Source organism: Paraburkholderia sp. BR10872, assembly GCF_040965835.1.
Classification (GTDB): Bacteria; Pseudomonadota; Gammaproteobacteria; order Burkholderiales; family Burkholderiaceae; genus Paraburkholderia; species Paraburkholderia nodosa_A.
Genome location: NZ_JBFRCN010000040.1, coordinates 1 through 13,286, shown reverse-complemented (window position 1 = coordinate 13,286; position 13,286 = coordinate 1). Strand labels below are relative to the sequence as shown.

At 64.5% G+C, this 13,286-nt stretch carries 11 protein-coding genes and 1 pseudogene; 2 read left to right on the top strand and 10 right to left on the bottom strand.

Annotation, left to right across the window (positions count from 1 at the left end; translation table 11 throughout):
* Positions 1-180 precede the first annotated feature (180 nt).
* From AB4Y43_RS27080 to AB4Y43_RS27060, 5 genes are all read right to left on the bottom strand, one after another.
* Positions 181-1,257 carry a sn-glycerol-3-phosphate import ATP-binding protein UgpC gene (locus AB4Y43_RS27080; RefSeq protein ID WP_368729201.1) on the bottom strand — a complete coding sequence of 359 codons (1,077 nt, stop codon included), beginning with the start codon at positions 1,255-1,257 and terminating at the stop codon, positions 181-183.
* Positions 1,258-1,282: 25 nt separating this feature from the next.
* Entirely contained in the window at positions 1,283-2,128 is an 846-nt protein-coding gene (gene ugpE, locus AB4Y43_RS27075; protein WP_069266032.1) for a sn-glycerol-3-phosphate ABC transporter permease UgpE, read from the bottom strand.
* Positions 2,128-3,009 carry a sn-glycerol-3-phosphate ABC transporter permease UgpA gene (gene ugpA / locus AB4Y43_RS27070; protein WP_368729200.1) on the bottom strand — a complete coding sequence of 294 codons (882 nt, stop codon included), beginning with the start codon at positions 3,007-3,009 and terminating at the stop codon, positions 2,128-2,130. Before ugpA ends, ugpE begins: the two co-directional genes overlap by 1 nt.
* A gap of 333 nt (positions 3,010-3,342) precedes the next feature.
* Positions 3,343-4,584 (bottom strand): NAD(P)/FAD-dependent oxidoreductase, encoded by a 1,242-nt coding sequence (locus AB4Y43_RS27065; protein ID WP_368729199.1) that lies wholly within the window; start codon positions 4,582-4,584, stop codon positions 3,343-3,345.
* A gap of 164 nt (positions 4,585-4,748) precedes the next feature.
* Entirely contained in the window at positions 4,749-5,657 is a 909-nt protein-coding gene (locus AB4Y43_RS27060; RefSeq protein WP_368604746.1) for a glutamate/aspartate ABC transporter substrate-binding protein, read from the bottom strand.
* 283 nt (positions 5,658-5,940) lie between these two features.
* Between AB4Y43_RS27060 and AB4Y43_RS27055 the strand changes: the two genes are divergently transcribed.
* On the top strand, positions 5,941-6,465 hold the full coding sequence (locus tag AB4Y43_RS27055; RefSeq protein ID WP_069266034.1) for a nucleoside 2-deoxyribosyltransferase: 525 nt from the start codon (positions 5,941-5,943) through the stop codon (positions 6,463-6,465).
* Between the two features lie 43 nt (positions 6,466-6,508).
* Here the strand turns inward: AB4Y43_RS27055 and AB4Y43_RS27050 are convergent, their stop codons facing one another.
* From AB4Y43_RS27050 to AB4Y43_RS27035, 4 genes are all read right to left on the bottom strand, one after another.
* Positions 6,509-8,182 (bottom strand): S10 family peptidase, encoded by a 1,674-nt coding sequence (locus AB4Y43_RS27050; protein ID WP_368729198.1) that lies wholly within the window; start codon positions 8,180-8,182, stop codon positions 6,509-6,511.
* Between the two features lie 136 nt (positions 8,183-8,318).
* Positions 8,319-9,956, bottom strand: a complete 1,638-nt coding sequence (locus AB4Y43_RS27045) for a protease pro-enzyme activation domain-containing protein (protein ID WP_368729197.1) — start codon at positions 9,954-9,956, stop codon at positions 8,319-8,321.
* A gap of 365 nt (positions 9,957-10,321) precedes the next feature.
* Positions 10,322-11,212: a UTP--glucose-1-phosphate uridylyltransferase GalU gene (galU, locus tag AB4Y43_RS27040; RefSeq protein ID WP_069266176.1), complete on the bottom strand. Its 891-nt coding sequence runs from the start codon at positions 11,210-11,212 to the stop codon at positions 10,322-10,324.
* A 267-nt stretch (positions 11,213-11,479) separates the two neighbouring features.
* Positions 11,480-11,623, bottom strand: coding sequence for a hypothetical protein (locus AB4Y43_RS27035; RefSeq protein ID WP_165979327.1), 144 nt, complete (start codon positions 11,621-11,623; stop codon positions 11,480-11,482).
* A 199-nt stretch (positions 11,624-11,822) separates the two neighbouring features.
* On the opposite strand from AB4Y43_RS27035, the gene AB4Y43_RS27030 reads away from it, so the two are divergent.
* The gene (locus tag AB4Y43_RS27030; RefSeq protein ID WP_368729196.1) at positions 11,823-13,007 is read left to right on the top strand and encodes an acyltransferase family protein; all 1,185 of its coding nucleotides are present in this window, start codon (positions 11,823-11,825) and stop codon (positions 13,005-13,007) included.
* Here AB4Y43_RS27030 and AB4Y43_RS27025 read toward each other — a convergent pair.
* Positions 12,968-13,286: pseudogene (locus AB4Y43_RS27025) on the bottom strand (hypothetical protein); the annotation flags it as partial. The gene AB4Y43_RS27030 and the pseudogene AB4Y43_RS27025 sit on opposite strands and share 40 nt — an antisense overlap.

The window sequence follows — 13,286 nt, the reverse complement described above, 5'->3', positions numbered from 1 at the left end:
TCGCCTGTTCGTGTTTAGTGCCGGTACATACCGCTACATGCCGGTACGCGCCGTTACTTGCCGATACGAATGGCGCGGGCGGCATTTGCGCCCGCGCGATGCGACAGTTTACGACAATCGAGGCCGTGGCGAGCGCCGCTTTCGCGCGCAGGCCGCGGCGTTGGCACCGGCAGGCGCGGCCTAGCCCAGACGCTTGCCCGTAGCCGGATCGAAGAAGTGCAGGCGCGCCGGCGGCGGGTGCACGGCCAGCCGCTCGCCGGGCGTGGGCCGCGTTTCGTGCGGCAGGCGCACCACCACATCCGCGCTGCCCCAGCGGCCGTGCGCGAGGTTGTCCGCGCCGAGCAATTCACAGGTCTCGACTTCGAGCGTGACCGGCTCGTTGGCGCCGCGCGCGTGCATATGCTCGGGCCGCACGCCCAGCACGCATTCCGCGCCCTTCGGCAGCCAGGCCGGCGCATCGCCGAGCGGCAGATGCGGCCCGTTGCCCGCGACTTCGAAGCGCCGGCCGTCGTCGCTCACGCGCCCGCGCAGCAGGTTCATGGCCGGCGAGCCGATGAAGCTCGCCACGAACATCGAAGCGGGCCGGTCGTACACTTCGCTCGGCGTGCCGATCTGCTCCGCGCGTCCGCCGTTGAGCACCATCACGCGCTGCGCAAGCGTCATCGCCTCGATCTGGTCGTGCGTGACGTACAGGCTCGTCGTACGCAAACGCGCATGCAGACGCTGGATCTCGAGGCGCATCTGCACGCGCAGCTTCGCGTCGAGGTTCGAGAGCGGTTCGTCGAACAGAAACACCGAAGGCTCGCGCACGATCGCGCGGCCCATCGCCACGCGCTGACGCTGGCCGCCCGAAAGCTCGCGCGGCTTGCGCTCGAGCAGCTTGCCCAGTTCGAGGATTTCGGCGGCCGCCGCCACGCGCGAATCGATCGTCGAGCGGTCGAGCCCCTGCAGCTTGAGGCTGTAGCCCATGTTGCGCGCGACCGTCATGTGCGGATAGAGCGCGTAGTTCTGGAACACCATGGCGATGTCGCGATCCTTGGGCTCCACGCGATTGACCACCTTCTCGCCGATGGCGATCTCGCCCGACGTGATCGTTTCCAGCCCCGCGACCATGCGCAGCAGCGTGGACTTCCCGCAGCCCGACGGGCCGACGAGCACCATGAATTCGCCGTCCGCCACCTGCACGTCGATGCCGTGCAACACCTGTTGCGCGCCATCGTAAGACTTCGTGACGCCCCGTATGCTCAATGCCGCCATGCCGTCCCCCGAATTGCCTTCATGCTTATTTCTCCACGTCCACGAGGCCGCGCACGAACCAGCGCTGCATGGCCAGCACCACCACGAGCGGCGGCAGCATGGCGATCATCGTCGCGCACATCACGAGATGCCATTGCGTCGCTGCGTCGCCGCTCGAAATCATGCTCTTGATGCCCACCACGGCGGTCGTCATCGAAGCCGTGCTCGACATGAGAATCGGCCACAGATACTGGTTCCAGCCGTAAATGAACGTAATGACGAACAGCGACGCGATGTTCGTTTTGGAAAGCGGCAGCACGACGTCCCAGAAGAAACGCAGCGGCCCCGCGCCGTCGATACGCGCCGCCTCGATCAGCTCGTTGGGCAGCGTGAGGAAGAACTGGCGGAACAGAAACGTGGCCGTGGCCGAAGCGATGAGCGGCAGCGTGAGGCCCGCGTAAGTGTTCGTAAGATGCAGTGTGGCCGCGACCTGTACCGTGGGGAAAATGCGCACTTCCACGGGCAGCATGAGCGTCACGAAGATCAGCCAGAACGCGAGACGCCGGAACGGAAAGCGGAAAAACACGATCGCATAGGCCGAGATGATCGATATGGCGATCTTGCCCACCGAAATCACGAGCGCCGTGATGACGCTGTTCATGAGCATCACGCCGAACGGGCTCGCCGCGCTGCCCGTGCCCACGTTCCACACGGTGGCCATGTTCGCGAACAGATGCGTGCCCGGCACGAGCGAGAGCGGCACCGAGAAGACTTCTTTCTCGTTCATCGTGGCGGCGCAAAAAGCCACGTACACGGGAAAGGCCACCACCGCCACACCGAGCAGCAGCATGACGTGGCAGAACAGGTTGAAGTATTTGCGGTTCTCGACCATCAGTACTGCACCCGTCGTTCGATAAAGCGGAACTGGAAGATCGTGAGCGCGGTCACGATCACCATCAGCACGACTGACTGCGCGCCCGAACTGCCGATGTCGAGACCCCGGAAACCTTCGTCGAAGATCTTGTAGACGAGCGTGCGCGTGGCTTGGCCAGGCCCGCCGCCCGTTGCCGCGTCGATCACGGGGAAGGTGTCGAAGAGCGCGTAGACCACGTTCACCACGAGCAGAAAGAAGCTCGTGGGCGAAAGCAGCGGGAACGCAATGCCGAAGAAGCGCCGCACGGGACCCGCGCCGTCGATGGCGGCCGCCTCGAAGAGGGACTGCGGAATCGACTGCAGGCCCGCATAGAAGAACAGGAAGTTATAGCTGATCTGCTGCCAGACCGATGCGATCACAACGAGCGTCATGGCCTGGCCGGGGTTGAGCGCGTGATTCCACGTCACGCCGAAGCGTGCGAGCGCGAAGGTCACGAGACCGATGCTCGGGTTGAACAGAAAGCCCCACAACACGGCGGCAATGACCGGCGCGACCGCATACGGCCAGATCAGAAACATTTGATAAAAGCGCTTGCCGCGCGTCACGTGGTGCGCCATGGCTGCCAGCAGCAGCGAAATGGCGAGGCCGCCGAACGTGACGAGCGCCGTGAACACGAGCGTCGTCTGGACCGAGGCCAGATAGAGCGGATCGTGCAGGAGCCGCGTGAAGTTGGCGAAGCCGACGAAGACCGACGACGTGCCGAAGGCGTCCTGGGCCTGGGTGGACTGCAGGAGCGCCACCCCGGCCGGCCACAGGAAAAAGATCACGGTCACCGCCAGTTGCGGCCCGACGAGCAGGTACGGCAGCAGGCTCGCCCCAAAACGGGAGCGTTGTTCCATTGCGTCACTCTCCTCGAGTGGCGGCGTTCGGACGGCCGAGAACACCGGTTGAAGCGGCTTGTTGATCGAATTGAGCCGCTTCATGGGCGGCGCCGCGTTCGCATTCTAGCCGAGACTCGTGACAATACGGGCCAAAGCGCGGGCCAAAGCGCGGGGCAAAGCGCGGGGGAAAGCACGGGACTGGAGGCCGCGCTCGGGCGCCGGGAGCGGGATTGACGCGGGGAGGTATGGGGCGAGCGGGCTGCGCGGAGGTTGATCCGGCGCACAGCGTCTCCCGATCGCGAAAATAGCGGGGACGTCGCCGCCCCCTGACTTCATCGTTCGACTCGCCGCTCAGGCGAGTGCCGCCGCTGCGAATTTGCCCATGTCGGTGGCGGGATCGCGCCGCGCGTCGAGATCGAGCTTTACGCCCTTGCCAACGAGCTTCTTGCCGCACAGGAAATCGGGCATCGAATTGACGGCGTCGACCGCGAGCAGCACACGGTCCTTCAGGTAGTACACCGCGAAGCGCCGCGCTGCCGGGTCGCCGCGCACGATGGCCTCGTCATAGCCTTCGAGCAGGCCCACCGTCTGCAGCTTGAGGTCGTACTGATCGGACCAGAACCACGGCGCGTCGCACGCGGGACGCGGCTTGCCGACGATCGCGGCGGCCGCGAGCTTCGCCTGCTCCACCGCGTTGTGCACGCTTTCCAGTCGCCCCGCGCGGCCATAGTGCGCAAGCGGCCGATGCGCGCAATCGCCGATCGCGAAGACCTCCGGGTCGCTCGTGCGCGCGTCGTCGTCCACCTGAATACCGTTGGCGCATGTGATGCCCGCCGCTTTCGCGAGCGCCTCGTTCGGCAGGATGCCGATGCCGACCAGCGCGAGCGTGGCGGGGACGATCTCGCCGTCCGCCAGCTTCACGCCGGTGAGCTTGCCGCCCTCGCCCACGAGCGCCTCGATCTTCGCGTTCAGGCGCAGTTCCACGCCCTGCGCGCGATGCTCGTTCGCATAGAACGTGGAAACGGTCTCGCCCGTCACGCGGCCCAGCACGCGCGGCGCGGCTTCGAGCACGGTGACCCCGTGGCCGAGCTGGCGCGCCGCCGCGGCCGCTTCGAGGCCGATATAGCCGGCGCCGATCACCACGAGCTTCTCGCCCGGCTTCACGCGCTCGCGCAGCACGTCGGCGTCGGCGAGCGAGCGCAACGCGATCACGCCCGCGAGATCGTGGCCCGGCACCGTCAACGCGCGCGGTGTCGAGCCGGTGGCGAAAATCAGCTGGTCGTATTGAAGCTGGCTGCCGTCGGCGAGCGTGAGCGTGCGGCTCGCGCGGTCGAGCGACTGCGCGCTCGCGCCGAGCTTCAGTTCGATGCGCTGCTCGTCGTAAAACGCGCGCGGTTTGAGCCACAGGCGCTCGACGTCGGCCTCGCCCTTCAAATACGCCTTGCTGAGCGGCGGCCGGTGATAAGGCGGCACCGGTTCTTCGCCGACCAGCACCACGCGGCCGCCAAACCCATATTGCCGCAGCAGCGCCGCGGCATTGCCGCCCGCGTGCCCTGCCCCAACGATCACCACCGCGCTGCCGTCTTCCTGCATGTCCGCTCCCGCCTTTTTCCGCTTTCTACCCGTTAATTGATTCATTGCGCGCAGCGGTGGCCGCGACGCATAGGCGCGCTGGAAGCCTCGCGCCTATGGGCCGCCCGCGCCGTCCGCCGCGTCAGGAACGAGATCATCTCATGGTTCGCGCTTGCACAAGGCAATCAGTCGAAGGCGCGGTCGTTCGGCGCGGCATAGAGCGCGCGCAGTTGTTCGCTCATCGGAAACTCGAAATTCACGCGCTGGGGTGGCACCGGCTTCTCGAACCACTTCGCGTACATCGCATTGATTTCGCCATTCTTCATGAGCCCCGCCATGGTGTCGTTCACGAGCTGCCGGAACTCAGGGTCGCCGTTGCGCATCATGAAGGCATAGGCCTCCGACGATTGCGGCGTGCCCACGATCACCCATTCGGAAGGCTTCGCCGTGAGCGAGCGCGTGCCGGCGAGCAGCACGTCGTCCATCATGTAGGCCACTGCGCGGCCCGACTCGAGCGTGGCGCGCCCCTCGCCATAATCGCGCGCGCTGATGATGCGCATGTTCATCTGCTTGTCGATGTTCATGCGCCGCAAGATACGCTCGGACGTCGTGCCCTGGTTCGTGAGCACCGTCTTGCCCGCGAGATCGGCGAAGTCGTGAATGCGCGAGTCCTTGCGCGTGAGCAGGCGCGTGGTCGCGACGAAGAACGTATCGGAGAAACTCACCTGGGCCTGGCGCGCCTTCAGGTTCGTCGTGACGCCGCATTCGAGGTCCACGGTGCCGTTCTGCACGAGCGGAATGCGGTTTTGCGAAGTGACGGGAATGAAATGCACCTGCAAGTTCGGGCGCTTCGTCCTGAGCTTGACTGCGTCGATGACCTTGTCGCAGATGTCCTGCGAAAAGCCGATCACCTGGTGGTCGCCGACCACGTACGAGAACGGCACCGAGGTCTCGCGATGACCAATGGCGATGATATTCGCCGAGCGGATCTTCTCGAGCGTAGGCTGCGCGACCTGCGCGGCCGCGGGCTGCAGCAGACAGAGGCACGGCACGATGGCCCAGCAAGCCGGCGACAGCCGCTTCAGTCGGTTCATGGGTCGGTCCTCGTCGTTCGCTTCGTCTGCGGGGATCATCTTGCGCGGTCGAAGCATCCATTTGTCGCCACAATCGACCATCGCGCAACATGCGGGAAATACCAGGGGTACGAGCGAAGGCAGCGCTTCGATCAGGAAGATGATCGTAGCGAGAGGCAACAAATGTTGTCAATCGTCTGTAAGCAACAGGAAGATAGACGAAACCTCACCGGCCCGGGACCCGGCGCTAGAATCGTCGAACCGGGGGTCTCGACGACCCCCTTGTACTGGAGGACCGCGCGCCATGAATTCGACCCTGCTGCCCCGCCGCCCGCGCGTGTATCTCGCCGGCTTCGACGTCTTCCGGCGCGACGCGCTCGAGCACGGCGCACGCCTCGTCGCCGCGTGTGCGGAATTCGGCTTCGAAGGCGTCTATCCGCTCGACGCGCAAGCGCCCGCGGACCTCGACGGACCGCGCCAGGCCGCGTGGATCTATCGCGCGAACGTCGAATCGATCCGCGCCGCCGATATCGTGATGGCAAACGTCAACGACTTTCGTGGCCCCGGCGAGCCCGACTCCGGCACCGCCTTCGAGATCGGCTATGCGGCCGCGCTGGGCAAGGAAATCTGGGCTTACTCATCCGACGAAGGCACGCTCATCGAACGCGTGCCCTCCGTACCCGACGCGCAAGGGCGCGTGTGCGAACGCGGCTATCTGGTGGAAGATTTCGGCCTGGCGAAGAACCTGATGATCGCGTGCGCGGCGCGCCTCGTGCAGGGCGACGCGCGCGCGTGTCTCGAAGCCATGGCGCAGGGGCGCACGCCATAACCGCGTGCAAATGCGTGCGCCGGCGCCGGCGCCGGCAAAAAATTCAATGATGCATGGTGCTCATCGTGCTCATGCGCTGGAGCGCGCGAATGCGCGCCACCGCGGGGCGGTCCGTCACGGCGACTTGATAGAGCTTCGCGACATCGGCCTTGAGCGCCGTGCGTGAGCCGGCGTCGAGATACACCATGTGCCCCGATGGATAGAAGCGCGCGCTCAGGTTATCGCGCACCTTCTGGTCGAGCAGCGGCATCTTCTGCAGGTCGATCACGGTCTGGTAGAACGGAGTGACAAAGTCGTAGTAGCCGTTTGCCGAGAGCACGCGCAAATCCGGATTCAGCGCCATCACCGCCGCGAGATCGCCGGCCGTGTAAAGCACGATATTGCCCTGCGCGTCCACGCCCTTTTGCGCACCCGTCGGGTCGATATGGCCGAAGTTCCAGTTCTTGAATGCCTGATCGTTCAGGTCCGTGAACGACGAGTTCGTGCGGAACTTGAGTTGCTCGTTCAGATAGCTGTTCCACATCGCCGTATAGACTCCGCTCACCGCCGTCATGGTGGGATCGTTGCCGCCCGAGTTGGGGTCGATGTTGCCGGCAATGCCCGTGTCGATGGCGGTCACGCGGCCGTCGTACGAGCCGAGCGCCACGCCCTTGTCCTTCAGGAGGGAGATCAGAAAAAGCGAATTGCCATGGCTGTCGTACGAGGCGATGTCGAGATTCCACGACTCCAGCGTTTGCGTGTCGATGCCCGTGTATTGCGACAAGGTCTTGAGCGTGGCCGGAATGCTCTTGTCGTTCGGATCGGGAAACTTCGACAGCGCCTGCAAATAATCGGTGCGCGCGAATTGCGCGACCTGCGCGGCGAACGCCTGCAAGTCCTTCGGCGCGGGCGTCATGCCGAGGCGCTTGTGGTACCACGCGTCGGCGGCCGCCGTGGGCAGCGCGCCCACCGGATTGCCGGCTTGCGTGTAATCGAGAATCGACGACTGCAGCGTGATGCCGTTCAGATCCACGCCGTCCTCGTGCAGCCGGTAGGCCAGCACGCAACTGCGCGCCGTGCCATACGACTCGCCATAGAGAAACTTCGGCGAATTCCAGCGATCGTTCGCCGTGAGGTAGCGCTTGATGAACTGCTTGAGCGAATCCGCATCCTGATCCACGCCCCAGAAGTCGCGGTTGTGATGCGGCGCGATCGCGGCCGAATAGCCCGTGCCCACCGGATTGATGAAGATGAGGTCGCTCTTGTCGAGCAGGCTGTCCGGATTGTCTTCGAGCGTATAGGGCGCGGGCGGCGTGAAGCCCGGCATCGAGGTCTTGATGCGCTTGGGCGCGAACGAGCCGAGCAGCACGAACACGGAAGACGAGCCCGGGCCGCCGTTGTAGAAGAACGTGACGGGACGGTCCTGCGCCTGCACGCCGTCCTTCGTGAACGCCACGTAGAAGATCTTGGCGTCGGGCTGCGAACTGCTCGGATCGACCGTCACGAGGTGACCCGCCGTGGCCGTATAGGCGATGACTTCCTTGCCGATCTGGATCGCGTGATGCGTGATCGCGGCGTTCTCGGTCATGTCGGTGACGAAGTCGTCGGGACCGTTGCCGTAAGCGGTGGGATCGAAGCAAGGCTGATCGGCCTGGGAGCGATGCTTGCCGTTGCCGCTCGCGGGGCTGGCCCCTTGAGCGCCGCCGTTGCCCTTGGTGGACTGCGCTTCGTCGTTCATGTCGTCTCCACATTCTGTGTGTTCGCGTTCGAGACAGTGAATGCGACTTCGAATGCAACCTCTCATGCAACCCGCATCGCGCCCGCCGCTTGCCTCTCGTGCTCAGCGCGCGTCGCGGCGGCGTGCCGCGCTCATCCTACGCCGAGCCGAGCGCGGTTGCCACCTTGCTGCCCACCGGCGTGCCGAGGCCCGTGCAGGCGTCCCAGCCCGGCGCCGCCGAGAAGTCGCCATTGCTGCCGCTCGTCACGTCGTTGAAGGCGCCGGGCTGCGCATAGAGTTTCGCGTTCGCGAAACCGACGGGCGTGCCGCGCGCCGCGTTGATGCGCGCGATCAGCGCCGCCCACAGCGGCGCGACGGCGCTCGTGCCGCCCACCACCGTATCCGCGCCCGCCACGCGCACTTCGTAACCCGTGGCGGGATCGGCGTCGGCTGAGACGTCGGGCACGCCGCGCCGCACCAGCGCCCCCGCCCCGCCGCTGCCACGCACGACGCGCAGGCCCTTTTGCCAGTCCGGCAACGCGAACGTCGCGCTCACGCCGCCGCCGGTCGCGCCGTTATCACCTTCGCTCCACACGGTTTCCTGCGAGATGCGTCCGTTCGACGCCGCGATGTGCGTGCCGCCGCAACCGAGTGCGTAAGGGCTCGACGCGGGGAAGTCCACATGATCGGCGCCGTCGCTCACGCCGTCCGACGAGCCGCTGTCGCCCGAGGCCGTGCACACGGTCACGCCGAGCGCGACGGCCGTTTGCAACGCGTCGTTCAGCGCGCCGAGCGTTTGCTGCGACCACACCGACTCCGGCGCGCCCCAGCTGATCGAGATGACTGAAGGCTTACGCTGGCTGTCGTGCAGCGCGGCGCTCACCGCATCGACGAAGCCCGCCTCGCTGTTCGGCGCGAAATAGACGGCGATGAGCGCCCCGGGTGCCAGCGCACCGGCGATCTCCACATCGAGCGTGACTTCGGCGTCGGGGCCGTTGGGGTCGCCGGTCGGCGCGTTCGTCGCCTGATCGACGGACACGTCTTCCACGCGCGGCGCGCTCACGCCCAGCTCGCTGAAATAGGCGCTGAGGTCCGCCGTGTCATAGCCGCCGCCCATTTCGATCAGGGCAATGCATTGGCCGCCGCCGTCGCCCGCGGGAAAGCTGTATAGCTCCGCGAGCTGCAACGGCGTGAACGATCTGGTCACCGCTCGCGCGGCGCGGATTGGCGGGCGGATAGAGGCACCCGGTGCGCCCGGCGCGTCTGCCGGCGCATTGGTCAGACTCGTCGGCATGATGCGAAAGTGCGGCTGCGCCTTCGCACGATTGTCGAGCCCCACCACCGCGGTGACGACCTCGTGCATGTCTTCCGGCAAATGCAGGGGGCCGCTCGGCTGGTGAAAGTGATGGGTGGTTTTGCCGACCTGATGCTCGAAACGCTGCAGGTCGATGCCGAAGGCGGCGTTGTACTGCTGCACCGTGCCCGAGAGCACGACGCGGCGCGCCGAGGCATCGGCCTGATCCACGGTGAGCCCATGCGCGCTCGCGAACTGCTTGACGCGCTCGCTGTCGGCAGCGCTGGCGCCAAAGCGCCGCTCGTATTCCTCGCGCGAAACCGGCTGCGCGGCGGGGTCGTTCGCGGCGAGCCGGTCCACCAGCTCGTGAAATTCTGCCGACGCCTGACGCCGCAGGATCAGCACGACCCTGAAGCGCTCCGCCGGGTCGCAAGCGCCGACGCACTGCGCGCCGGCGGGCGCGGGATGTTCACTGCCTGCCACGGGTAGGTGCCTGGTCATGGCCGGTTGCTCCTCCTTGAAGCGCGTGCCTGGATTCTGGTCTTCGGACACGCGTTGAATGACGGGAGTTCCGCGCGCCAAACCGGCCCGGAATGCCGTACGAAATCGTTGGAATATTCACGCAGCATGGCCGCCGCACGAGCGGCCCACCACGCGGCACGAACGCAAACGACGCGCTGCGCGCATTCGGCATGCCCGCCAGAACCGTTATACACCGGTGACGATTGCAAAGTTGTCACGGCGACGCGGGAAGGCCAGGTCGCGGAGGAACGTTGGGGAGGTAATGCGAGATGGGCGAAACGCGCGCGGGCGTCGAGCCCGCGCGCATGAAGTACCCCGTAGCGTGGTTGTGCCGCTATGGAGTTTTATGCCGCCGCGGGCAGCGCCGCCGGCAGATGCGCTTGCAGATACGCTTCGAACTCGTCCTTGACTTCCGGATGGCGCAGCGCGAACTCCACCGTCGCCTTCAGGTAGCCGAGCTTGCTGCCGCAGTCGAAACGCGTGCCCATATAGCGGTATGCGAGCACCTGTTCTTCGGTGAGCAGCGACTGCAAGCCATCGGTGAGTTGAAGCTCGCCGCCTGCGCCCGGCTTCAGTGCGCGCAGATGTTCGAAGATCGTGGGCATCAGCACGTAGCGGCCCACCACGCCGAGATTCGACGGCGCGACTTCCGGCGCCGGCTTTTCGACGATGCCCGACAGCTTGAACACATCCTCTTCCCACTCGCGGCCGTCGACGATGCCGTACGACGCGCTGTCTTCACGCGCGATCGATTCGACGCCCACCACCGAGCTGTGATAGTGATTGAACGTGTTCACGAGCTGCTTCATGACCGGCGTGTGGCTGTAGAGCAGGTCGTCCGCGAGAATCACGGCGAACGGCGCGCCGCCCACGAGCTTTTCCGCGCACAGCACGGCGTGGCCGAGACCGAGCGCCTCGGCCTGGCGCACGTAGAAGCAGTCCACATTGGCTGGCTTGATGCTGCGAACGACGTCGAGCAGCTTTTGCTTGTTGCGGGCTTCGAGTTCGCATTCGATCTCGTACGACTTGTCGAAATGGTCTTCGATCGCGCGCTTGCTGCGACCGGTCACGAAGATCATTTCGGTAATCCCCGCAGCGATCGCCTCTTCCACCGCGTACTGAATGAGCGGCTTGTCGACGATCGGCAGCATTTCCTTCGGGCTCGCCTTGGTGGCGGGCAAGAAGCGCGTCCCAAGGCCTGCAACAGGAAATACCGCTTTGGTTACTTTCAGCATGATGTCCATTCCCAGATCGTTCGTTTGAGTCTCGGTCTCGCAGCGAGGCAAGCCGACTTCCCCGAGGTTCTGCCGTGGCAGATTCTTGTATTGAATAAGATTGTTTAGCGCCCTTTAAGGAATAAAAAAAGGCCAATAAATTCGGATTACGCGATTCCAGCATAACACCGGAAATTATTACCATTCATCCTGGATAATTCCAGGCAGATCGGCATGAATTTCCTGCTCGGGTCTTCTGTCAATGACGCGTCTTGTTCGGGGCGCAGGCTACTCCGCTTCGTCAACGGGCGGCAATGCGCCGGAGCGCGTGCGTGCGCGCCGGATGGGCTCGTTGCGCAACGCCTCGCGATACGCGGACACCCCCACGAGTATCAACAGCACGGCCACGCCGGCCAGCAAGTGCAGGTTCATCGGATTCTCCAGCGACCATAGTCGATCACGCTCAAACTAGCATTCCAAATTCGATAAATAAACCGCTTTGTTTTTCAATCCATTTATTTCTCCATTTATCGCTTCCGTATGAATACATTTTGAAAATCTTTTGCTTACTTCCCTCGCGCGCGCGCCCCTAAGATCGGCGGATACTCTCCCCAAGGACCGGCCGACACCGATGAGCGATCCCGTACTCCAAACCGCCATGCCGCCTGCATCCGCCCTGCCCGCCGCTGCTGCTCCTGCAGCGCGGCCGGTGGCTGCGGCCCGCGAGCTTGCCGGCGAGCATCTGATCGAAGCCCTGCGCGGCTTTGCGGCCTTGCTGGTGGCCTATTTCCATTGCCGCCAGGTCACCTGGATCGGCATGGGCGCGTTCCACCAGCTGCACGCCAGCCTCGCGAGCCCCGGGACGCTGGCCGCGTGGCTGACGTTCCCGATTGCGTGGGGATCGGCGGGCGTGCCGATTTTTTTCGTCATCAGCGGCTATTGCATTCACCGCAGCGGCGCCGCGCGGCTCTTCTCGAACCCCGATTTCCGGCTCGACGCGCGGCAGTTCTGGTTGCGCCGCTTCGTGCGCATCTATCCGGTGCTGCTCGCCGCATTGCTGCTCACGCTGGCTGTGGATTCGGTCAGCCTCTCGCTGCTTCCTGTGAGCCACAAGATCAATGAGATCGGGGTGCGTGATTTCTTCGTGAACCTGTTCTCGCTGCAAGGCGTGGCTGGTAAGACGTATGGTTCGAACGGCGCGCTCTGGACTCTTTCGCTCGAGGTGCAGTTCTACCTGCTGTATCCGCTGCTCTTTGCTGCTCGCCGCCGGTTTGGGTTGAACGTCGTGCTCGTTGCCGTGGCCCTCATCAATGTCGTTTCCGCGTTGACGCTCGAGCGGCATGACATCATCGTTTTCACTTCGTACTGGTTCTCGTGGATGCTCGGTGCGTGGATCGCCGAAGTGCGTTTGCGCGGGTCTTCTGGCTTTCGGTTCGCCTATCCTGCTGCGGCGCTCTTTGCTGTCGCCGGTTGCGTGGCGTTTCACTTCGGGCAGTTTGGGGCGTTTCAGCTTTGGGCCTGCGCTTTCGCCTGCTATTTCGTCAAAGCGCTTGCGCGGCCTGCGCCCGCTTCCCCTGGCTTTCTGCAGTCGCTGTTCTCCAGGATCGGCGATTTCAGCTACTCGCTCTATCTCATTCACTTGCCGCTCTTCGTATTGCTCGGCTCGCTATTGTTCCGCTCGGAGCTGCAGTCTTCGATATGGCCTTCGTTCGGCTTCACGCTGGCCGTGATTCCCGTTGCCTGGGTGTTCTATCGGATCTTCGAAAAGCCCGCGCTTCATGCTGCTGCTCGGCTTAGGAAGCGGGTCGTCGCTTGATCCTCTTTGGCCACTTTGGCCGCTTTGGCCACTTTGGCCTTTCCTTGTTTTCGCGGCGGTATGCCTGGGTTGCCCCTGTGCGGGGCGGCACCTACTTTCTTTGCGGCGGCGGCAAAGAAAGTAGGCAAAGAAAGCCGCTCAAACCGCCAGCGCCTGCCACAGTTCACATCTCGACGTAAATGGTGAATGGCTCCGGAGCGTCTGTCACCTCGCACCTTCAAAGGTAGTGACAAGGCGCTCATCCTTCCGGCGGCGCTGCGCGCGCCGAATGGCATAACC

Excerpts from the sequence above, each read along its gene's own strand:
- AB4Y43_RS27080 (WP_368729201.1), bottom strand. The coding sequence starts at position 1,257 with ATGGCGGCATTGAGCATACGGGGCGTCACGAAGTCTTACGATGGCGCG.
- ugpE (WP_069266032.1), bottom strand. The coding sequence starts at position 2,128 with ATGGTCGAGAACCGCAAATACTTCAACCTGTTCTGCCACGTCATGCTG.
- ugpA (WP_368729200.1), bottom strand. The coding sequence starts at position 3,009 with ATGGAACAACGCTCCCGTTTTGGGGCGAGCCTGCTGCCGTACCTGCTC.
- AB4Y43_RS27065 (WP_368729199.1), bottom strand. The coding sequence starts at position 4,584 with ATGCAGGAAGACGGCAGCGCGGTGGTGATCGTTGGGGCAGGGCACGCG.
- AB4Y43_RS27060 (WP_368604746.1), bottom strand. The coding sequence starts at position 5,657 with ATGAACCGACTGAAGCGGCTGTCGCCGGCTTGCTGGGCCATCGTGCCG.
- AB4Y43_RS27055 (WP_069266034.1), top strand. The coding sequence starts at position 5,941 with ATGAATTCGACCCTGCTGCCCCGCCGCCCGCGCGTGTATCTCGCCGGC.
- AB4Y43_RS27050 (WP_368729198.1), bottom strand. The coding sequence starts at position 8,182 with ATGAACGACGAAGCGCAGTCCACCAAGGGCAACGGCGGCGCTCAAGGG.
- AB4Y43_RS27045 (WP_368729197.1), bottom strand. The coding sequence starts at position 9,956 with ATGACCAGGCACCTACCCGTGGCAGGCAGTGAACATCCCGCGCCCGCC.
- galU (WP_069266176.1), bottom strand. The coding sequence starts at position 11,212 with ATGCTGAAAGTAACCAAAGCGGTATTTCCTGTTGCAGGCCTTGGGACG.
- AB4Y43_RS27035 (WP_165979327.1), bottom strand. The coding sequence starts at position 11,623 with ATGAACCTGCACTTGCTGGCCGGCGTGGCCGTGCTGTTGATACTCGTG.
- AB4Y43_RS27030 (WP_368729196.1), top strand. The coding sequence starts at position 11,823 with ATGAGCGATCCCGTACTCCAAACCGCCATGCCGCCTGCATCCGCCCTG.